Origin of the sequence: Variovorax sp. 278MFTsu5.1 (genome assembly GCF_048305045.1) — a bacterium.
Classification (GTDB): domain Bacteria; phylum Pseudomonadota; class Gammaproteobacteria; order Burkholderiales; family Burkholderiaceae_C; genus Variovorax; species Variovorax guangxiensis.
The window spans coordinates 647,430-668,558 of record NZ_CP157622.1 but is presented as its reverse complement, the minus strand read 5'-3'; the positions used below and the strand labels follow the sequence as shown (position 1 = coordinate 668,558).

Here is a 21,129-nt window from a genome sequence, read left to right as displayed (position 1 = left end):
TTGATCTTCCTGACGCGGAAGGGACAGCGGGTGCATTTTGCGGTCGCCCCTTTCATTTGCCGCCGCGCAAAGCCCGATATGCTTGTAGGACGACGGACCCGAGACATTCCGCCGCCCCATGACCTCCCCACCGCCCCAAGAAGCCGCGAGCACGCCGGCCCCGCCCTCCATCGGCACGATGCGCCAGCGCTACGGCGAACGCTACCGGTGGTACCTGCTGCTGTCGGTGATGGTGGGGACGATGGCGTCGATCATGTCCTCGACCATCGTCAACGTGGCCATCCCCGGCATGAGCCACCACTTCTCGCTCGGACAGGAGCGCGCGCAATGGGTGAGCTCGGGCTTCATGGTGGCGATGACGGTGTCGATGCTCACCACGCCATGGCTGCTGTCGCGCTACGGCTACCGCCGCACCTACGTGGGCACGATGCTCCTGCTGCTGATCGGCGGCATCGTGGGCGGTGTGGCCAACGACTTCTCGCTGGTGCTGTTCGCGCGCGTGGCCGAGGGGCTGGCCGCGGGCGTTGTGCAGCCCATTCCGGCCATCATCATCCTGCGCGCCTTCGAGCCGCACGAGCAGGGGCGCGCCAGCGGCATCTTCGGCATGGGCGTGGTGCTGGCGCCGGCCATCGGGCCGAGCATCGGCGGCGTGCTGGTCGACCTGTTCGGCTGGCGTTCGATCTTCTTCATGGTGGTGCCGTTCTGCCTCGCGTCGCTGTGGCTGGCCTACAAGTTCGTGCCCAAGACCGCGCCCGGCGGCGTGGCGGCCGCGCGCGGCGACGGGCTGGACGCACGCGGACTGGCGCTGGGCACGGTCGGCACGCTGTGCCTGCTCAACGGCCTGGTGGCGCTGCGCGGCGATTCACCGCTGCAGGCGGCGCTGCTGCTGGCGGGCGCGCTGGCCTCGTTCGGCGTCTTCGTGTGGTGGCAGCGGCGCCTCGCGGCCTCGGGCGGCACGCCGCTGATGAACCTGGCGCTCTTCCGCTACCGGCAGTTCGCCATGGGCAGCGTGGTCGCATTTATCTACGGCACGGCGCTCTTCGGCTCGACCTACCTGCTGCCGGTGTACATGCAGGTGGGGCTGCATCTCTCCGCTTCCCACGTGGGCACCATCCTGCTGCCGGCGGGCATCGTGCTGGCGCTCACCATCGCCGGCGTGGGCCGGCTGGCCGACAAGCATCCGACCTGGGTGCTGGTGACCATCGGCCTCGCGCTGCTGGCGGCCTCTTTCGCGCTGATGATGGTGCTGCGGCTGGACAGCGCGCTGTGGCTGCTGGTGGCCTTCGCGATCATCGGGCGCATCGGGCTGGGCTTCATCCTGCCCTCGCTCAACCTGGGCTCGATGCGGCCGCTGGCCAAGCCGTTGATCCCGCAGGGCGCGAGCGCGATCAACTTCGTGCGCATGCTCGGCGGCGCTGCCGGTGTGAGCCTGTGCGCGATCGTGCTGGAGTGGCGGCTCGCGGCGCACGGCGATTCGCTGGCCAACCCGATGACCAGCCCGGCGCGGCTCGCGGCCTTCGACGAGGTGTTCGCGATGCTCGCCGGCCTTTGCGCGCTGGCCATCTGCGCGGCGTGGCAGTTGCGTCGCCCGCCACAGTCAGGGTAAGCACCGAGTAATACGAAAGGACCCATCGTCTCTAATTGTGAGAATTTGTTAAATCAGTTGGGATGGGTCTTACATGCAACGCAGAAGTTTTATCGCATCGACGGCCGTGGCCGCCGCCGGGCTCGCTCGGCTCTCCTGCGCGCAAGCCGCCGAAACGGGGGTGAGCGACAGCGAAGTCGTGCTCGGCAGTTCGGCCGTCCTGAGCGGTCCGCTCGGATCGCAGATCAAGGTCGTGCACAACGGTGCCGCGCTGGCGTTCGATGCCGTCAACGAACTGGGCGGCGTGAACGGGCGCAAGATCAAGATGGTGGCGCTGGACGACGAGCTGAAGCCCGAGAAGGCGCTGGAGAACTACACCAAGCTGCTGAACGACCATCGCGTGTTCGCCTTCTTCGGCTGCGTGGGCTCGGGCACCACGGCCGCCGCGGCGAAGCTGCTGCAGCAGAGCGGCGCGCCCAGCGTGGGCGGCTACGGGGTGGGCGACAGCGCGCGCGAACGCGTCGCGGGCTCGGCCTACTTCGTGCGCGCCAGCAACGCCCGTGAAGCGCAGGCCCTGGTCGAGCACCTGGCGACCATCGGCGTGAACAAGATCGCGATCGTCCACCTCGACAACCCCGGCGGCGCCGAGGCGGTCAAGCTGATCGAGGCGGCCATGGTCCCGCACAAGCTGGTGCCGACTGCCAAGGTGGTCGCCAAGGGCGACGGCTCCGACGCCGTCGCCGCCGGCAAGGCGCTGGCCGACAGCCAATCGCAGGCCATCCTGATGTACCTGGCCGGCACCGTGGCCGGCGAGGTGATCAAGGCCACCTACGCCGCCGGCAGCAAGCCGATGTTCTACGGCATGTCGATCGTGCCGGGCGAAGTCACGGCCAAGGTGGTGGCCCTGCAGGCAGGCGGCCTCGCGATCTCGCAAGTCATGCCCTATCCCTGGGGCGAAGTGGAGACCGTGACGCGCGACTATCGCCGGCTGGCGGAGCGGGCACAGGTGCCGGTGGGTTACGGCAGCTTCGAGGGCTACCTGAACGGGCTGGTGATGATCGAGGCGCTCAAGCGCACCGGCCGCGACCTGACGCGCGCGCGCCTGCATGCGACGCTGCGCGCGCTCAAGTTCCGCCTGGCCGGCATGGACATCGATTTCTCGACCGGCAACACCACCGGCTCGCGCTTCATCGAAATGGTGCGCGTCACGCCCGAGGGCCGCTTCGTGCGCTGAGCGGCGAGCGGATCCGCCGCACGGCCGGCCGGCACTCGCGCTCTAATAGCGCCATGTGCCAATTGCTAGGAATGAACTGCAACACGCCGACCGACGTGACCTTCAGCTTCACGGGGTTCGCGCAGCGCGGCGGCCGCACCGACCACCATGCCGACGGCTGGGGCATCGCATTCTTCGAGGATCGCGGGCTGCGGCACTTCGTCGACCACCAGCCGGCCTGCGAATCGCCGGTGGCAGATTTGATCCGGCGCTACCCCATACAGAGCCGCAACGTCATCGCGCACATCCGCAAGGCGACGCAGGGCGAGGTCAACCTGCAGAACTGCCACCCGTTCGTGCGCGAGCTGTGGGGGCGCTACTGGGTGTTCGCCCACAACGGCGACCTGAAGGAGTTCCGCCCGCGCCTGCACGGCAACTTCCACCCTGTGGGCAACACCGACAGCGAGCACGCCTTCTGCTGGATCATGCAGGAGCTGGCCAAGTCGCACGCGGGCGTGCCGAGCATCGAGGAGCTCACGCTCACGCTGCGCGAGTTGGCCCCGCAGCTGGCGAGCCACGGCACCTTCAACTTCATGCTGTCAAACGGGCAGGCGCTGTGGGCACACGCCTCGACCAACCTCTGGTACGTGGAGCGCCGCCATCCCTTCGTGACGGCGCAGCTGTCGGACGAAGACCTGGAGATCGACTTCGCACAGCACACCACGCCCAACGACCGCGTGGCCGTGGTCGTGACCTCGCCGCTGACCACCAACGAGACATGGACACAGTTCGCGCCGGGCGAGCTGCAGGTGTTCGTGGACGGGCAGCGCGTCGGAAACTGAGGCAAGTCAGTCTTTCGACTGACACTTTTTCGCAACATTGCAAGAACGTATCGACGGGTGGGCGCATACGAGTAAACAATAACGGTTCTCATTTGCAAATTGAACCGTTCATGCCCGCTTCCTTCTTCCATCTCCGGCCGACCGTGGTCGCAACGCTGCTTGCGCTGAATGCCGCGGTAGCTCTGGCCCAGACCACCGCAACGCAGCCGGCGGCTGCGGTGGTTTCGAGCGGCGGCACGCTGTCCACCGTGACCGTCGAAGCCAGCGCCGACGCCTCGGCCGAGGGCCTGACCAAGCCATACGCCGGTGGACAGGTCTCGCGCGGCGGGCGGGTCGGCATCCTGGGCAACCAGGACATGATGAGCACGCCGTTTTCCAGCACCAACTACACCAACGAGCTGATCCAGGACCAGCAGGCCAAGAGCGTGGCCGACGTGCTGCTCAACGATCCGTCGGTGCGCCAGGCTCGCGGCTTCGGCAACTTCCAGGAGCTGTACGTGGTGCGCGGCTTCCCCGTGTACTCCGACGACGTGGCCTACAACGGCCTGTACGGCATGCTGCCGCGCCAGTACATCGCTTCGGAATTCTTCGAGCGCGTGGAAGTCTTCCGCGGCGCCAACACCTTCCTGAACGGCGCAGCGCCCGGCGGCAGCGGCATCGGGGGTGCGATCAACCTGCTGCCCAAGCGCGCGCCCAACGAGCCGCTCACCCGCGTCGGCTTCGGCGTGCAGACAGGCGGACAGGGCTACGTCAACCTCGACCTGGCACGCCGCTTCGGCCCCGACGACAGCCTGGGCGTGCGCGTGAACGCGGTGCGCCGCGAAGGCGGCACCGGCGTGAAGAACGAGAGCCAGCAGCTCAGCGCCTTCAACGTCGGCCTCGACTGGCACAACCGCAACGTGCGCCTGTCGGCCGACTTCGGCTATCAAGATTACGACCTGAAGGACGGCCGCCCGAGCCTGACGCCTTCGTCGACGCTGCCGATCCCGCGCGCGCCCGACGCCCGCACCAACTTCGCCCAGCCCTGGACCTATTCGAAGGAAAAGGACAAGTTCGCCACCTTCCGCGGCGAGGTCGACATCACCGACAACATCACGGCCTGGGCCGCCGGCGGCGTGCGCCGCAGCGACGAGGACAACGTGCTGTCGAACCCCACGCTCGCCGACGCCTTCGGCAACACCAGCAACACCCGCTTCAGCAACACCCGCAAGGACCGCATCGGCACGGCCGAGATCGGCGTGCGCGGCAACTTCGCGACCGGCCCGGTGAAGCACACCGTGGTGGTGTCGGCGGCCAAGTACAGCAACGACCGCGACAACGCTTACGCCATCTCGGCGCAAAGTGTGCGCAACAACATCTACACGCCGTATGTGTCGCCCTACCCGGTCGCAAATGGCATTTACGTTGGCAATGCGCTGGACAATCCGCGCCTGACCGACAAGATCGAAACAGCCAGCGTGGCAATCGCCGACACCATGTCATTCATGGACGACCGCCTGCTCGTCACTTTAGGCGCGCGCCGTCAGGCCATCGAGCAGACGAGCTACGCCTATGACACGCTCAAGCAGAGCAGCTACTACGACAAGAGCAAGACCACGCCGGTGGCCGGCGTCGTATTCAAGATCACGCCGACCGTTTCGGCCTACGCCAACTACATCGAAGGCCTGGTCCAGGGCAAAGTGGCAAGCGCGACCGACAACGGCCGAGCAGTCACAAACGCTGGTGAGGTGTTCGCGCCATATCAAGCCAAGCAAAAGGAAATCGGCGTCAAGTACGACGGCGGCACACTTGGCGCCAGCGCAGCCTTCTTCTCCACCGATCAGCCAACTTATTACAACCAGCTTCAGCCCTCAGGCGTAGTCACTTTCGGCCTGTACGGCAAGCAGCGCAACCAAGGCCTGGAGCTGTCGGTGTTCGGCCAGCCCGCCAAGGGCCTGCGCCTGCTCGGCGGGCTGACGCTGCTCGACGCCAAGCAGAAGAACACCCAGGGCGGCGCCACCGATGGCCTCACCGCCATCGGCGTGGCCAAGCAGCAGGCCAACCTCGGCGCCGAGTGGGACGTGCCCGGCGTGCGCAACCTGTCGCTGAACGCCCGCTTGCTCTACACCTCGAAGCAGTACGCCAACGCCGCCAACACGCAGTCGGTGCCGTCGTGGACGCGCTTCGACGTGGGCGCGCGCTACCTGGTCGACCTGGGCAACGGCCGCCTGCTCACGCTGCGCGCGCGCATCGACAACCTCTTCAACAAGTCGTACTGGGCCTCGGTGGGCGGCACGCAGGGCAGCAACTACCTGGTGCTGGGTGCGCCGCGCACCTTCGCGGTGAGCGGCACGATCGACTTCTGATTGACCGCCGCGGCGCGCTCAGCGGCCCTGCTCGCGCAGGTTCGCCTCGAGCGCGTCGATGAACATCGCCGGCACGTCGAAGCCGGTCTGCTCGGTGATCTCCTGGAAGCAGGTCGGGCTGGTCACGTTGATCTCGGTGACCGAGTCGCCGATCACGTCGAGCCCGATCAGCAGCAGCCCGCGCGGCGCCAGCGCGCGGCCCACGGTCTCGGCGATCTCGCGGTTGCGCGGCGTGAGCGGCTGGGCCACGCCCTTGCCGCCCGCTGCCAGGTTGCCGCGCACCTCGGTGCCCTGGGGGATGCGCGCCAGCACGAAGGGCGCCGGCTCGCCCGCGATGATGAGGATGCGCTTGTCGCCCTGCGAGATCTCGGGCACGAAGCGCTGCACCATGATGGTTTCGGCGCCGTCCTTGTTGAGCGTCTCGACGATGGAGCCGAGGTTCAGCGCGTCCTGCTTCACGCGGAAGATGCCCATGCCGCCCATGCCGTCGAGCGGCTTGAGGATGATGTCGCCGTGCTCGGCGTGGAAGTCGCGCACGGCTTGCGCGCTGCGCGTCACCAGCGTGGGCGTGGTGAACTGCGGAAACTCCATGATCGCGAGCTTCTCGGGGTGGTCGCGCAGCGCGCGCGGCTTGTTGATTACCTGGGCGCCCTCGCGTTCGGCCTGCTCCAGCAGATGCGTGGCGTAGATGTACTCGGCGTCGAAGGGCGGGTCCTTGCGCATGAGCACGGCGTCGAAATCCTTCAGCGCCTTGGCCTCGGAGATGTCGACGCGGTACCAGTCCCTCGCGTCGCCGGTCAGCGTGATCTGCTGCACCGTGGCCGTGACCACGCCGCCCGACTTCCACTGGATGTCCTGCGGCAGGCAGGCCGCGATGCGGTAGCCGCGGCGCTGCGCCTCGCGCATCATCGAGAAGGTCGTGTCCTTGTAGATCTTGAAGTGATCGAGGGGATCGGCGACGAAGAGAATGTTTTTCATCAGGCGTTCTTTCTTGCGTTGCCGGGGCGCGGCGGCCATTGGCATGGGTGTCGGGGCGCGATGTTGCCGGAAGCGGCGATGTCCTTGCCGGCGGGGGCTTTTTTCTCTTCGGCCCACCGCGTCCGGCCTTGTCGCGCAGCGCGCATCCGGGCGATTGTGCCGGGCGCCCAATGGCTCAGGATGGTCAACAATCTGACTCCGATAAAGTCAACCATCCGGCACGGGAATTGCGTGTCTCCACCTCCGACAACTCCCGGAGAACCTCGTGGACACATCCATTTCGCAGGGCGGCCCTGCGCTCGATCCCGCCGCCGTGGTCGACGAATTCCTTCGCCTGGTGATGATCCCGGACCCGCAGTCGGCCTCGCGCTTCACCGCGCCCGACATCCGCATCCGCTTCACCGGCAACCGCCCGATGCATGCGCCAGCCGACACCTCGGCCTTCAACGCCCGGCGCTACGCCTGGGTCAAGAAGAAGATCGAGCGCACCGAAACGGTGGCCGGCGGCACGCCCGAGGAAACGGTGGTCTACAGCCTCGGCACGCTTTACGGTGCGTGGCCCGACGGCACGGCCTTCGAAGGCAACCGGTACGTCGACCGCTACGTGGTACGCCACGGCCTGATCGTGCAGATGGACGTCTGGAACGACAGCGCCGAATGGCTGCTGGTGCGCGCCGGGCTCGCCGTGCTGTGAGGCCGGCGGCATGACGACGCGCTGGCCCGACCGGCTCCCCACGCACGACCGCTTCGACTACCGGCCGATCACGCGGCGGCCCGATTACGCGTGGCCGAACGGCGCGCGGCTGGCGGTGTACATCGGCTTTAACGTCGAGCATTTCGCCTTCGGCGACGGACTGGGCGCATGCATCGGCCCGGCCTCGCCCCAGCCCGACGTGCTCAACCATGGCTGGCGCGAATACGGTAACCGCGTGGGCGCATGGCGTTGTCTCGAACTCTTCGATTCGCTCGCGCTACCGACCGGGGCGCTCGTCAACACCGCGCTGTATGACCACTGCCCGGAGCTGGTCCAGGCCCTGGTGGCACGCGGCGACGAGCTCATCGGCCACGGCCACAGCAACGCCGAACGCCAGAGCGTGCTCGACGAGGAGAACGAGCGCGCGCTGCTGCTGCGCTGCCGCGAGCGCATGCTGCGCGAAAGCGGGCAGGCGCCCGCGGGCTGGCTCTCGCCGTGGATTTCCGAAAGCGCCCTCACGCCCGACCTGCTGGCCGAGACCGGCTACGGCTACACGCTCAACTGGTGCCACGACGACCAGCCGCTGCGCATGCGCACGCGCGGTGGCGGATCGTTGTGGTCGGTGCCGTACCCGCAGGAGCTCAACGACATCCCGATGATCGTCGGCCGCCTGATGGACGCGAAGGATTTCAGCGCGATGGTGATCGACAACTTCGAGGAAATGCTCGATCAGTCGCGCGCGCAGCCGCTGGTGATGGGGCTGGCGCTGCATCCGTACATCGTGGGGCAGCCCTACCGGCTGAGGCACCTGCGCAGCGCGCTGGAGCGGCTGGCGCAGGCGCGCGACCGGGGCGAGATCTGGTTCACCACGCCCGGTGCGATCGCCTCGCACGTGGCCGGGCTCGAAAAGGAGCGGCCGGGAGAATTCGACTGAGCCGCGCTCGGACTCAGATCTCGATCTTCGACCCCAGCTCCACCACCGCGTTGTTCGGCAGCCCCAGGAAGGCCGCCGCACCGCTCGCGTTGTGGTGCATCTGCGCGAACAGCTTCTCGCGCCACGGCGCCATGCCGCTGCCCAGCGTCGGGATGACGACGTCGCGCGACAGGAAGTAGCTGGTCGTCATCTGCTCGAGCTGGCAGCCGCGCATGCGCGCGTTCTCGAGGGCGCGCGGCAGGTCGATGTCGTTCTTGAAGCCGTAGTGGACGATGATCTGCCAGCAGTGGTGGCCCAGCGCCTCGATCTCGATGCGCTTGTCCATCGGAATCCACGGCACCTCGTGGTTGCGCACGGTGACGAACATGTTCTGCTCGTGCAGCACCTTGTTGTGCTTCAGGTTGTGCAGCAGCGCGTTGGGCACCACGCCCGGCTCGGCCGTGAGGAACACCGCCGTGCCGTCGACACGCGCGGGCGGGCTCACGAACACGGAATCGAGGAAGGACTTCAGGTCGATGGCGTCGGCGTGCTGCGCCTCGCCCATCAGGCGGCGGCCTTCCTTCCAGGTGATCATCAGCGTGAAGACGAAGCCGCCGATCAAGAGCGGGAACCAGCCGCCCTCGAAGAGCTTGAGCAGGTTCGACGCGAAGAACAGGAAGTCGACCACGAAGAAGACCGCGGTGGAGGCGATGCACAGCGCCAGGGGAAGCTTCCACGCATAGCGGATCACGAAGAAAGTGAGCACCGTGGTGATCAGCATGTCGGTGGTCACGGCGATGCCGTAGGCCGCGGCCAGGCTGCTCGACGAGCGGAACATGACCACCGCCAGCACGATGGCCACGAACAGGCCCCAGTTGACAAGCGGAATGTAGATCTGGCCCGCCGTGCGCACGCTGGTGTGTTCGATGTTCAGGCGCGGCAGGTAGCCCAGCTGGATCACCTGGCGCGTCACGCTGAAGGCGCCGGTGATGAGGGCCTGCGACGCGATCACCGTGGCTGCGGTAGCAAGCAGCACCAGCGGAATGAGCGCCCACTCGGGCGCCATCATGAAGAACGGGTTCTTCACCGCCTCGGGGTTCTCCAGCAGCAGCGCGCCCTGGCCGAAGTAGTTGAGCGTGAGGGCGGGCATCACCACCGAGAACCACGCGATGCGGATCGGGCTCTTGCCGAAGTGGCCGAGGTCGGCGTACAGCGCCTCGGCGCCGGTCACGCACAGCACGGTCGCGCCCAGCAGGATGAAGCTGGTGCCGGGGTTGTCCCACATGAACTTCAGCGCGTAGAACGGGTTCAGCGCCTTCAGGATCTCGGGGTGGTGCAGGATCTGCGACACCCCGAGCACCGCGATCGCGATGAACCAGGTCAGCGTCACCGGCCCGAAGAACTTGCCGATGCCGGCGGTGCCGCGCTTCTGCACCACGAACAGGCAGAACAGCACGACCAGCGTGAGCGGAATGACGTAGTGCGTGAAGTGCGGCGACACCACCTCCAGGCCCTCGACCGCCGAGAGCACCGAGATGGCCGGGGTGATGACCCCGTCGCCATAGAAGAGCGAGGTGCCGAAGATGCCGACCACCAGCAGCAGGTGGCGCAGCCTGGGCTTGTCGGCCACCGCTCGGGAGGCCAGCGCCAGCATGGCGACCAGGCCGCCCTCGCCTTCGTTGTCGGCCCGCAGCACGAGCACGACGTACTTGATGGAGACGATGACGGTGAGCGTCCAGAAGAACATCGACAGGATGCCGTAGACGTTCTCGACGGTGAAAGGCACGTGGCCGTGGCCGAACACTTCCTTGACGGCGTACAGCACGCTGGTGCCGATGTCGCCATAGACGACGCCGATGGCGCCGACGATCAGGCCGGCTGAGAGATTTTTGGGGGCTGACACGAAGTCGATGGGAAAAGGGCAGGCTGCTGGAATCGACGCGTCAGGCACGCCGGGCGCGAACGGCGAACTTTAGTTCACCCGGATCGCCCTCCCGCCCTTTTGTTTCCGTTGCTGTGGGGCCGCTATTTTGCCGCCGCCTGCGCTCGGTGCAAGCCGAGGCAGGGAGCCCCCGGCCAATCACTCGTAGATTTCGGCATCCGGATCGGTCGCTTCCATCTCGTAGCTGGCGGCCACCATGGCCAGCCGGCCGACCACGCCGTACATGTAGAAGCGGTTCGGCGCGCTGGCGCCAGGCTTGGCGCCCGGCTGTGGCAAGTGCGCACTTTCAGAGAAGGCCAGCGGCACGAAGCTCGCGCCCGGCAGCTTCAGGTTCTCGTCGGCGGCGCGCTCGGCGTGCACCCGGTAGAAGCCGCCGACCACGTAGCGGTCCATCATGTAGACCACCGGTTCGGCCACGCCGTTGTGCACGCGCTCGTTGGTGAGCACGCCTTCCTGGACGATCAGTTCCGTCGGCTCGCGCAGGTCGCGGCCGGCGGCGTTCCTCGCGGATGCCGCCGGAACGCTGGCGCTGGCGCCGCCGCGCGGCTTGCCGATCAGCGACTCCACGTCCTTGGCGTCACGAACCGTCACCACGCCGGGGCTGCCGCTTCCGCTGTGGCCGCCCTTGACGACCACGAAGGGCTTCTCGTTGATGCCGTATTCCTTGTACTTGCGGCGCACCTTGGTCAGCACCGCATCCACATGGCTGGTGAGCACGTCGATGCCGCGGCCCTCGGCCACGTCGACGCCCTCGGCGCGCGCATAGATCGGGTTGATGAGCCACGGGTCGATGCCCAGCAGCTTGCCGAAGCGCTTGGACAGCTCCTCGTAGCTGTGCAGGTGATTGCTCTTGCGGCGTACCGACCAGCCCGCATGCAGCGGCGGCAAGAGGTATTGCTCGTGCAAATCTTCGAGGATGCCGGGAGTTCCCGCAGAAAGCTCGTTGTTAAGGAGAATTGTGCACGGATCGAAGTTCTTGAGCCCCAGACGTCGCTTGGTGCGCACCACCGGCTCCAGCGTCACGGTCTCGCCATTGGGCAGTTCGATCTTCTTGGGCGACTTGATCGCCGGATCGATCGACCCGATGCGCACGTTGAGCCCCGCCATGTGGAAGATGCGCACGAGTTGCGCGACGTTGGCGAGATAAAAGGTGTTCTTGGAGTGGTTTTCCGGAATGACGAGCAGGTTGCGCGCCTCCGGACAGATCTTCTCGATGGCCGCCTGCGCGGCCTGCACCGCCAGCGGCAGCATTTCCTTGGTGAGGTTGTTCCAGCCGCCCGGAAAGAGGTTGGTGTCGACCGGCGCCAGCTTGAAGCCCGCGTTGCGGATGTCGACGGCGCTGTAGAACGGCGGCGTGTGCTCCATCCACTCGAGCCGGAACCAGCGCTCGATGGCGGGCATCGAGTCGAGCACCCGCTGCTCCAGTTCGTTGATCGGGCCGGTCAGGGCGGTGACTAGATGCGGAACCATGCAGCGGCCTTGTTGGTTTTGTGCTTAAAGGTGGAGTGGAATTGTAGGATTTGGGGCTGGTCGCCCCAATGACAAGACCGCGCGCGAACGCATCGGATCGACCGCTCCCGTGCGGCTCATCAGGTCCGGACTTCGCCTTGCCCCAGCACCACGTACTTGAGCGAGGTCAGTCCTTCGATGCCCACCGGGCCGCGCGCATGGAACTTGTCGGTGCTGATGCCGATTTCGGCACCCAGCCCGAATTCGAAGCCGTCCGCGAAGCGTGTGCTCGCATTGACCATCACGCTGGCCGAATCGACCTCGCGCAGGAAGCGCTGTGCATGCACGTGGTCGCGCGTGACGATGGCGTCGGTGTGGTGGCTCGAGTAGCGGTTGATGTGCGCGATGGCCTCGTCCACGCCGGCCACCACCCTGATGCTGATGACCGCGGCGAGGTACTCCTCGTACCAGTCGGACTCCACCGCGTCGACGATCTTCGCCGGCGGGTTCACCGCGCCCAGCGCCTCGCTCTCGCGCAGGATGGCAGCGGCCGCCGGGTCGCAGCGCATTTCCACGCCCTTGGCCGCGAAGATGGCGGCGATCTCGGGCAGGAAGTCCTCGGCCACCGCGGCCGACACCAGCAGGCCTTCGGCGGCGTTGCAGGGGCTGTACTTCTGGGTCTTGGCGTTGTCGACGATGCGCAGCGCCATCTCGAACTCGGCCGTGTCGTCCACGTAGACGTGGCAGTTGCCGTCCAGGTGCTTGATGACCGGCACCTTGGCGTCGCGGCTGATGCGCTCGATCAGGCCCTTGCCGCCGCGCGGAATGATCACGTCGACGAATTCCGGCATGGCGATCAGCTGGCCGACGGCCTCGCGGTCGGTGGTCTGCACCAACTGCACCGCGTCGACCGGCAGGCCGGCCTCGCCGAGCACCTCGGACACCAGGACCGCCAGCGCCTTGTTCGAGTCGATGGCCTCCGAGCCGCCGCGCAGGATGGCGGCGTTGCCGCTCTTGATCGCCAGGCTCGCGGCCTCGATGGTCACGTTGGGCCGGCTCTCGTAGATCATGCCGAACACGCCGATCGGCACGCGCATCTGTCCCACGCGGATGCCGCTGGGCTGCTGCTTCATGCCGATGATCTCGCCGATGACGTCGGCCATGCCGGCGAGCTGCTCGCAGCCCTGGGCGACGGTCTCGATGACCTTGGGCGTGAGCTTCAGGCGATCGACCATCGGGGCAGGCAGGCCGGCGGCGGTGGCGCGCTCCAGGTCCTTCTGGTTGGCGACCGCGAGCGCCGGGCCGGCTTCGCGCAGGCGGCGGGCCAGCGCCTTCAGCGCCTTGTTCTTGCTGGCCGCATCGGCACGGGCCATGAGGAATGCGGCGGTCTTGGCTTGCAGACCCAGGGCCTGCATGTGTTCGCTTACGTTGAACGCGTTCATCGGGCTATTTTCCCACGCCGACCCGTGGCCCGGCTGGCGCAGGCCTTTTGGCGGCTGGAGCCGCCAGTCCGCTTCGCCGGGCAGCCTTCAGGCGCGCCGAGGGGCGCCGCCCGCGCTGCCGCAGGCGCGGCACAGCATCAGCGCCAGCCGCTGCAGCGCCTGCCAGCCGCTGGCGGGCCAGTCGGGCTGCTTCAGCCCCTTCACGATGCCGTCCACCACGTGCGCGGCGCGCAGCAGGCGCGCCAGCATGCGGTCGTCCAGGCGCGGCAGCACGCGCTCGAAGGCGCGCTCGCGCGGACCCCAGATGCGGTTCTCGCGCAGCGCCATCGGCAGCGGGCGCCCCGAGGCCATGGCGTCCTTCACGCGCTTGAGGGCGCGTATGTCCTCGGCGATCGCGTAGTGCACCAGCACTTCGGCCTCGCCCTCGGCCTGCAGGCCGTCGAGCATGCGCGCCACGCGCTGCGGATTGCCCGCCAGCACGGCCTCGGAGAGTTTGAACACGTCGTAGCGCGCCACGTTGTTGACCGCGCCTTCCACCTGCTCCCAGCTCAACTCGCCGGCCGGATGCAGCAGCGCGAGCTTCTGGATCTCCTGGTGCGCGGCCAGCAGGTTGCCTTCCACGCGATCGGCGAAGAACTGCAGCGTGCGCTGGCCCTCGTCGCCGGGCATCACGCGCTGGCCCTGCTGGCCCAGGCGTTGTGCGATCCACTGTGGCAGCGCGTTGCGCTCGATGGGGTCGACCTGGATGCTCGCGCCGTTGTTCTCCAGCGCCGAGAACCAGGCGCCGGTGCGCGTGGCCTTGTCCAGCCGCGGCAGCATCACCAGCGTGAGCGTGCTGTCGTTGCCGGGCGCCGCCTCCGCCAGCTGCTGCAGGGCTGCGCTGCCGTCCTTGCCGGGCTTGCCCGAGGGAATGCGGATCTCGACGATCTGCTTGTCCGCGAAGAGCGACAGCGAGCCCCCGGCCGCGAGCACCGCGCTCCAGTCGAAATGCGCGCCGGCCACGGTGTAGGAGCTGCGCTCGGTGTAGCCCTGCGCGCGCGCCGCCGAGCGAATGGCGTCGGCCGCCTCCTGCGCGAGCAGCGGCTCGTCGCCGTGGATCGTGTAGAGCGGCTTCAGGCCCTTCTGCAGATGGGCCCCGAGCTGGGCGCTGGCAAGTTGCATGGAAACGAAGGACCCGCCTCAGATTTCCTTGAGCGCCGCAAGCCGGCGCATCAGCTGCTGCGCGATGTCCGACTGCATGTCGCGGAACAGCAGGTCGGCCTCGCCTTCCTTGGCCAGCGCGTTGGTCTCGTTGAAGCTCAGGTCGCGCGTCTGCGAGACGTCGGTGGGCGGCAGCAGGTCCTTGCCGCCCGGGGTGCGCAGCTTGAAGCGCACCTTCAGCTGAAGCTGCAGCTCGCGCACGAGGCCCGCCGAGTTGGTCGAGATCACGATGCGGTTGCGGTCCTCGCCCAGGATCTCGAGCACGACGTCGGCCTTGGATGCGTCCTCGGCCGACATCACCGTCACGGTGCCAGTAGCCCGCAGCTCGCGCCGGATCTGGTTGATCATGGCCGAGTTGCCCGACACCGACAGCGACTTGAACGCGAAGACGGGCGCCTCGCGCAGCTTGAAGCCGCAGCCGGCCAGGCCCAGCGAGGCGCCGGCCGCCAGCCCGAGGAGGAGGCCGCGGCGCGGCAGCGAGACGTTGCGAGTGTTCATGCTTGCTTGGTTGATTGAGCCGTTCGTGCGGCGTTTCAGATGACCACGTTGACCAGGCGGCCCGGAACCACGATCACGCGCTTGGCGGACGCCCCCTCGGCGAAGGCCACGAAGTCGTCGCAGGCCAGCGCGAGCTTCTCGATCTCGTCCTTCGAGGCGCCTGCCGGCACGCTGAGCTTGCCGCGCAGCTTGCCGTTGACCTGCAGCATGAGCTCGATCTCGTCCTGCACCAGCGCGCCCACGTCGACCACGGGCCAGGGCGCGTCGAGCAGGCCGCCCAGGTCCTTGTCGTAGCCGAGCTCGCTCCACAGCTGCTGGGCGATGTGCGGCGTGGCCGGATAGAGGCAGCGCAGCAGGATGCCGAAGCCCTCGCGCAGCGCGGCGGCGTCGCCAGCACTGCCGTCGGGCTTGAAGCCTTCCAGCGCGTTGAGCAGCTTCATCGCGCCCGACACCACCGTGTTGTATTGCATGCGCTGGTAGTCGTAGTCGACCTGGCGCAGCACGGTGTGCACCTCGCGGCGCAGCGCCTGGGCGTTCTTGCCGAAGGCCTGGCCGGCCACGGCCACCGGAGCCACGTCGGCCTGCGAGACGCCGAAGTTCCACACGCGGCGCAGGAAGCGGAAGCTGCCCTCGACGGCCGAATCGTTCCACTCGAGCGTGGCCTCGGGCGGCGCGGTGAACATGGTGTACAGGCGCGCGGTGTCGGCGCCGTATTTCTCGATCAGGTCCTGCGGGTCGACGCCGTTGCGCTCAGTCTTGCCCATCTTGCCGACGCCGCCGTACTCCAGCTTCGTGCCGTCGGCCAGCGTGCCTCCGGTGATGCGGCCCTGCGCATCAACCACCGGTGTGACTTCGGCTGGCGGGAAGTAATTCTTCTCGCCCTTGTCGCCCCGGTTGTAGAAGATGTGGTTGAGCACCATCCCCTGCGTCAGCAGCTTGCTGAAGGGCTCGTCGGCCTTCAGCAGGCCGAGGTCGCGCATCACCTTGGTCCAGAAGCGCGCGTACAGCAGGTGAAGAATGGCGTGCTCGATGCCGCCGATGTACTGGTCCATCGGCATCCAGTAGTCGGCGCCCTCGGCCACCATCGCCGCGTCGTTCTTCGGGTCGCAGTAGCGCATGAAGTACCACGACGAGTCGACGAAGGTGTCCATCGTGTCGGTCTCGCGCCGCGCGGGCTTGCCGCACACGGGGCAGACCACGCCGGCGTGGAAGCCCTCGTGCTTGTGCAGCGGGTTGCCCGAGCCGTCGGGCACGCAGTCGGTCGGCAGCACCACCGGCAGGTCCTTCTCCGGGACGGGCACCGCGCCGTGCTCTTCGCAGTGGATGATCGGGATCGGCGTGCCCCAGTAGCGCTGGCGGCTCACGCCCCAGTCGCGCAGGCGCCAGGTGGTCTGCATCTCGCCCAGGCCCTTCTGGCCCAGCGCATGCGCCACGGCTGCAACGGCCTCCTTGTAGGTCATGCCGCTGAAGTTGTCGGAGTTGATGGTCACGCCGCGCTGCTTGTCGGCGTACCAGTCCTGCCACTTGTGATAGTCGAAGTGCGGCTCGTCGTCGACCAGCACCACCTGGATGATCTCGATGCCGTACTTGTTGGCGAAGGCGAAGTCGCGCTCGTCGTGCGCGGGCACGCCCATCACGGCGCCATCGCCGTAGCTCATCAGCACGTAGTTGCCGACCCACACCGGCACCTGCTCCTCGGTGATCGGGTGCATCACCGTGAGGCCGGTGGGCACGCCCTTCTTCTCCTGCGTGGCCAGCTCGGCCTCGGTGGTGCCGCCGCTCTTGCACTCCTCGATGAAGGCCGCGACCTTGGGGTCGAGCGTGGCGGCGTGCGCGGCCAGCGGGTGCTCGGGCGCGACAGCGCAGAAGGTCACGCCCATGATGGTGTCGGCACGCGTGGTGAACACGTACATGCGGCCGTCCTGGATGAGCTTGCCGTCGGCGCCCTTGATGTCGTGCGTGAAGGCGAAGCGCACGCCCTCGCTCTTGCCGATCCAGTTCTCCTGCATCAGCTTGACGCGCTCGGGCCAGCCCGGCAGCTTGTGCTGGGTGTGCTCGAGCAGTTCCTCGGCGTAGTCGCTGATCTTCAGGTAGTAGCCCGGGATCTCGCGGCGCTCGACCGTGGCGCCGGTGCGCCAGCCCTTGCCGTCGATCACCTGCTCGTTGGCCAGCACGGTCTGGTCGACCGGGTCCCAGTTGACGACCTGGGTCTTGCGGTAGGCGATGCCCTTTTCGAGCATCTTCAGGAACAGCCACTGGTTCCACTTGTAGTAGCTGGGGTCGCAGGTGGCGATCTCGCGGCTCCAGTCGATGGCCAGGCCCATGGCCTGGAGCTGGCCCTTCATGTAGGCGATGTTCTCGTAGGTCCACTTGGCGGGCGGCACGCCGTTCTTCAGCGCCGCGTTCTCGGCCGGCAGGCCGAAGGCGTCCCAGCCCATCGGCATCAGCACGTTGTAGCCACTCATGCGCAGGTAGCGCGTGAGCATGTCGTTGATCGTGTAGTTGCGCACGTGGCCCATGTGCAGCTTGCCGCTGGGGTACGGCAGCATCGAGCAGGCGTAGTACTTCTTGCGGCTCGCGTCCTCGGTGACGCGGTAGGCATCGGCGGCGCTCCATTGCGCCTGGGCAGCGGACTCGACGTCGCTGGGTTTGTAGCTGGGATTCATGGCGGTTCGGCAAGAGCCCGGCTCGGAAGCGGCCGGGAACGCGGGATTATCGCGCCGGACTAGACTCGCCCCCAGGCTGCGCGCACTTCGTGCACTGCGCCAACCCCCTTCCGGGGGCGACACCTGCGGCCCGGCGAAGCCGGTTCCGCGGTGTTTCGCGAAGAATGCATGCCTGCCCGTTACCTGACGCGGACGAAAAACACACCATGAAACTGCGCCTCAAACACCTCGCCCTGGCCCTCGCGGCCGCCGCCGGCCTTGCCGCCACCTCCGCTTGGGCTCAGCAGAACGACAAACCCCTGCGCATCGTCGTGCCCTTCGCCACCGGCGGCGCGCAGGACGTCATCGCCCGCTACCTGGGCGCCAAGCTCACCGACAAGCTCGGCCAGCCGGTCATCATCGACAACAAGGCCGGCGCCGGCGGCATCGTGGCCGCCGATGCGGTGGCCAAGGCGACCGACGGGGCCACGGTGCTGCTGGCCACCGGCGGCGCGGTAACCATCGCGCCGCACCTGCAGGCCAGGCTGCCCTACGACCCGGTCCACGAGCTGGTGCCGGTGGCCCTGGTGGCCGACACGCCCATGACGCTCTCGGTGCGCGCCGAAAGCCCCTACAAGACGGTGGCAGACGTGCTCCGCGACGCCAAGGCCAGGCCGGGCCAGGTGACCTACGCATCCACCGGCAACGGCACCGTCTCGCACCTGACCGGTGCGCTGCTGGCCCAGGCCAGCGGCGTGAACCTGCTGCACGTGCCCTACCGCGGCGCCGCGCCGGCCCTCACCGACCTGCTCGGCGGCCAGGTGGCGACCATCGTGACCAGCGTGGCCTCGATCGAGCCCATGGTCGCCAGCGGCAAGGCCCGCGTGCTGGGTACCTTCTCGCGCGCCGCGCTGCCGAGCATGGGCTCTGCCCCGACCATCGGCGAGGCGACGGGCCTGCCGGGCATGGAAGTGCCGGTCTGGGTCGGCGTGATGGCGCCCGCGCGCATGCCGGCGGCGAGCGTCGAGAAGCTTTCCGCGGCGCTGGTCGAGGTGTGCAACCTGCCGGAGACGAAGCAGCGCTTCGCCCAACTGGGCGCGGTCAACACCTGCGGCGGCCCGGCGGCACTGGGCAAGGTGGTCACGGAGGACAGCCAGCGTTGGGCCAAGGTGATCAAACAGGGCGGAATCAAGGTTGACTGAGGCCGCTGCAGGCAAGAAGTACCGCGTCGGCATTGCCGGCGCCGGAGCGATCGCGCTGGCCAGCGCAGCTTGGCTGCGGCGGGCAGGCCATGGCGTCACGATCTGGTCGCCGGGCGGCCGGGGCGCGGATGCCCTGCGCACGCAGCCGCTGGAAGCCGGCGGCATCGAGTCTTTCTCGGTGAACGTCGAGGTCGCAGACGACGCAGCCGGGCTCTGTACCGCCTCCGACGTGCTGCTGATCGCCCTGCCCGTCAACGGCCACAGGCGCGTGATGGACGCGCTGCTGCCCTTCCTGCGCGACGGCCAGGCGGTCATCGTCAGCTCGATGGCCTCGCTGTCCTCGCTCTATCTGCACGAAGCCGCGGTGCGCGCGGGCCTGCGGCAGCTCACCGTCGCCAGCTTCGGCACGACCGTGCTGACCGCGCGCCGCGAGTCCGGCACGCAGGTGCGGGTGATGACGCGGCGCAAGGCGGTCGGCGTCTCCGCGCTGCCCGGCGCCCGCGTCGACGAAGCTGTCGCGCTGTGCACGGAGCTCTTCGGCGAGGGCTTCTCCGCGCAGGGCAGCGCGCTCGCCAGTGCCCTGGGCAACGTCAACCCGCAGTCGCACGGACCGCTCGCGGTCTTCAACTGGACGCGCATCGAGCGCGCCGAGAACTGGCCGCAGTACCACTGCATGACGCCCGGCGTGTCGCGCGCGATCGAGGCGCTCGATGCCGAGCGCCGCGCCGTGGCGGCCGCCTTCGGCATCGAGCTCGGCCCCATCGAGGCGCATTTCGCGCGCTCCTTCGGCACCACCGCCGAGAAGCTCGCCGACATCGCCGCCGAACTGCACGCCAAGCGCGGCGGCCCGCCCGGCCCCACGCAGACGGACACGCGCTACCTGAGCGAGGACATGCCCTACGGCCTGGCCTTCGTCGAGGCGCTGGGTGCCATCGCCGGCGTGCCCACGCCCGCCACGCGGACCATCGTGGACGCGGCCTCGCTGGTCAACGGCATCGACTACCGCCGCGAGAACGACCTCGTCGGGCCGCTGGGCCTGGCGACCGAGACCGTCGCCGGCCTGCTCGCCCGCCTATGAGGCGTCGGAGGCCTCGGCTCCGGGGAACACGGGCTCCCCGAGGTTGAGCATCAGCCGGTTGGCCCAGGCGAAGATGGCCACCGAGTGGATCAGGTCGAGGATCTCCAGCTCGCCCAGCCCCACGTCCTTGAGCTTGCGCATGTCGTCGGCCGTGACCTTGTCGGGCTCGGCGCCCAGGCGGATCGAGAACTCGACGATGGCCTTCTCGCGTTCCGTGGTGCCGGCGCCCTCCGGCTCCTCGAACACCTGCGAGATCACGTCGTTGCGCTTTGCCAGCTGCTCGAAGCGCTGCGCGTGCACCGAGGCGCAGTACACGCAGCCGTTGACGCGCGATTCCACCGTGGCGCCCAGCTCGCGCTCCGCGCGCGGCATGCCGCCCGGCGCGAACATGATCGCGTTGAAGGCGATAGAGCGCTGCAGAAGAATCTCGGGCTGGTGCGCCAGCACCAGGAAATAGGGCGAGGTGCGCGCCTGCGGGCTCATCTCGTCCAGTGCCGCCAGCTGCTCGGGCGTGGCGGTATCCACGTTCACCGTGTCCAGCCACGGCTTCCACTTGAGCACTTCGTTGGTGAAGCCCTTGATGCGGATCGGGGCGTTCATGCCGACACCTCCAGCGCGGCCAGCGCCTTCAGGCCCGCCGCGACGCGGATCTGGTACGACAGGAAGGCGATCAGCTGGCTCATCGCCACGATGGCCGGCGTCGACAGGCCGCTCGCGGCCAGCGACTGAACGGCAGCCTTGTCGCCCTCGATGGGACGCTCGATCAGCTTGCCGGTGAAGGCCAGCATGGCCTGCAGGCGCGCGTCGGCCACGGGCTTGCCGGCATCGACCGCCGCGACCGCGGCCGCGTCGGCGCCTTCGGCCACGAGCTGCTCGCGGTAGTGCACGGCCAGGCTGTCGGCCTTCGACACGCGGCAGGCGTGCAGCGCCACCAGCAGCCGCTCGATCACCGAGATGCCCTCGACGAAAGGAGAGAACATCGCGTCGTAGCTGCCCTGCGTCGCGGCGAGCACCTTTTCGCGCTGGCGGCGCAGCGTCCAGGTGGGCTGGTCCGGCGCCAGGGGGACGACGGCATCGATCACATCGGTAGTGCTTGTCATGGT

17 protein-coding genes are annotated in these 21,129 nt (G+C 67.9%); 8 read left to right on the top strand and 9 right to left on the bottom strand.

What is annotated here, in order from left to right; genetic code table 11:
* Positions 1-118 precede the first annotated feature (118 nt).
* From ABL844_RS02925 to ABL844_RS02910, 4 genes are all read left to right on the top strand, one after another.
* Complete coding sequence (locus ABL844_RS02925; protein ID WP_126022220.1) at positions 119-1,606, top strand: DHA2 family efflux MFS transporter permease subunit; 1,488 nt, start codon at positions 119-121, stop codon at positions 1,604-1,606.
* A gap of 73 nt (positions 1,607-1,679) precedes the next feature.
* Positions 1,680-2,819, top strand: a complete 1,140-nt coding sequence (locus tag ABL844_RS02920) for an ABC transporter substrate-binding protein (protein ID WP_418130436.1) — start codon at positions 1,680-1,682, stop codon at positions 2,817-2,819.
* A 53-nt stretch (positions 2,820-2,872) separates the two neighbouring features.
* The gene (locus ABL844_RS02915; RefSeq protein ID WP_126022222.1) at positions 2,873-3,640 is read left to right on the top strand and encodes a class II glutamine amidotransferase; all 768 of its coding nucleotides are present in this window, start codon (positions 2,873-2,875) and stop codon (positions 3,638-3,640) included.
* 110 nt (positions 3,641-3,750) lie between these two features.
* The gene (locus ABL844_RS02910) at positions 3,751-5,985 is read left to right on the top strand and encodes a TonB-dependent receptor (protein ID WP_418130435.1); all 2,235 of its coding nucleotides are present in this window, start codon (positions 3,751-3,753) and stop codon (positions 5,983-5,985) included.
* Between the two features lie 18 nt (positions 5,986-6,003).
* Here ABL844_RS02910 and gshB read toward each other — a convergent pair whose 3' ends face one another.
* On the bottom strand, positions 6,004-6,963 hold the full coding sequence (gshB, locus tag ABL844_RS02905; RefSeq protein WP_126022224.1) for a glutathione synthase: 960 nt from the start codon (positions 6,961-6,963) through the stop codon (positions 6,004-6,006).
* Positions 6,964-7,228: 265 nt separating this feature from the next.
* Here gshB and ABL844_RS02900 point away from each other — a divergent pair, with 265 nt between their 5' ends.
* Positions 7,229-7,657, top strand: coding sequence for a nuclear transport factor 2 family protein (locus ABL844_RS02900; RefSeq protein ID WP_176665962.1), 429 nt, complete (start codon positions 7,229-7,231; stop codon positions 7,655-7,657).
* A gap of 10 nt (positions 7,658-7,667) precedes the next feature.
* The gene (locus tag ABL844_RS02895; protein WP_418130434.1) at positions 7,668-8,591 is read left to right on the top strand and encodes a polysaccharide deacetylase family protein; all 924 of its coding nucleotides are present in this window, start codon (positions 7,668-7,670) and stop codon (positions 8,589-8,591) included.
* A 13-nt stretch (positions 8,592-8,604) separates the two neighbouring features.
* On the opposite strand, the gene ABL844_RS02890 is transcribed toward ABL844_RS02895, so the two are convergent.
* From ABL844_RS02890 to leuS, 6 genes are all read right to left on the bottom strand, one after another.
* Entirely contained in the window at positions 8,605-10,473 is a 1,869-nt protein-coding gene (locus ABL844_RS02890; RefSeq protein ID WP_126022227.1) for a potassium transporter Kup, read from the bottom strand.
* 177 nt (positions 10,474-10,650) lie between these two features.
* Entirely contained in the window at positions 10,651-11,982 is a 1,332-nt protein-coding gene (gene gshA, locus ABL844_RS02885) for a glutamate--cysteine ligase (RefSeq protein ID WP_126022228.1), read from the bottom strand.
* Positions 11,983-12,101: 119 nt separating this feature from the next.
* Positions 12,102-13,403, bottom strand: coding sequence for a glutamate-5-semialdehyde dehydrogenase (locus tag ABL844_RS02880; RefSeq protein ID WP_418130433.1), 1,302 nt, complete (start codon positions 13,401-13,403; stop codon positions 12,102-12,104).
* An 87-nt stretch (positions 13,404-13,490) separates the two neighbouring features.
* Positions 13,491-14,564 (bottom strand): DNA polymerase III subunit delta, encoded by a 1,074-nt coding sequence (holA, locus tag ABL844_RS02875; protein WP_184640073.1) that lies wholly within the window; start codon positions 14,562-14,564, stop codon positions 13,491-13,493.
* 18 nt (positions 14,565-14,582) lie between these two features.
* On the bottom strand, positions 14,583-15,101 hold the full coding sequence (gene lptE / locus ABL844_RS02870; RefSeq protein WP_369659866.1) for an LPS assembly lipoprotein LptE: 519 nt from the start codon (positions 15,099-15,101) through the stop codon (positions 14,583-14,585).
* A gap of 35 nt (positions 15,102-15,136) precedes the next feature.
* Complete coding sequence (gene leuS, locus ABL844_RS02865) at positions 15,137-17,767, bottom strand: leucine--tRNA ligase (RefSeq protein ID WP_418130432.1); 2,631 nt, start codon at positions 17,765-17,767, stop codon at positions 15,137-15,139.
* Positions 17,768-17,973: 206 nt separating this feature from the next.
* Between leuS and ABL844_RS02860 the strand changes: the two genes are divergently transcribed.
* Together ABL844_RS02860 and ABL844_RS02855 are read left to right on the top strand one after the other, a co-directional pair.
* Positions 17,974-18,948 (top strand): Bug family tripartite tricarboxylate transporter substrate binding protein, encoded by a 975-nt coding sequence (locus tag ABL844_RS02860; protein ID WP_418130431.1) that lies wholly within the window; start codon positions 17,974-17,976, stop codon positions 18,946-18,948.
* Entirely contained in the window at positions 18,941-20,026 is a 1,086-nt protein-coding gene (locus tag ABL844_RS02855) for an NAD/NADP octopine/nopaline dehydrogenase family protein (protein WP_418130430.1), read from the top strand. The genes ABL844_RS02860 and ABL844_RS02855 overlap by 8 nt, the downstream gene beginning before the upstream one ends.
* On the opposite strand, the gene ABL844_RS02850 is transcribed toward ABL844_RS02855, so the two are convergent.
* Complete coding sequence (locus tag ABL844_RS02850; protein WP_418130429.1) at positions 20,021-20,626, bottom strand: peroxidase-related enzyme; 606 nt, start codon at positions 20,624-20,626, stop codon at positions 20,021-20,023. The genes ABL844_RS02855 and ABL844_RS02850 overlap by 6 nt on opposite strands.
* Positions 20,623-21,126 carry a CMD domain-containing protein gene (locus ABL844_RS02845; protein WP_418130428.1) on the bottom strand — a complete coding sequence of 168 codons (504 nt, stop codon included), beginning with the start codon at positions 21,124-21,126 and terminating at the stop codon, positions 20,623-20,625. The genes ABL844_RS02850 and ABL844_RS02845 overlap by 4 nt, the downstream gene beginning before the upstream one ends.
* Positions 21,127-21,129: the final 3 nt, after the last annotated feature.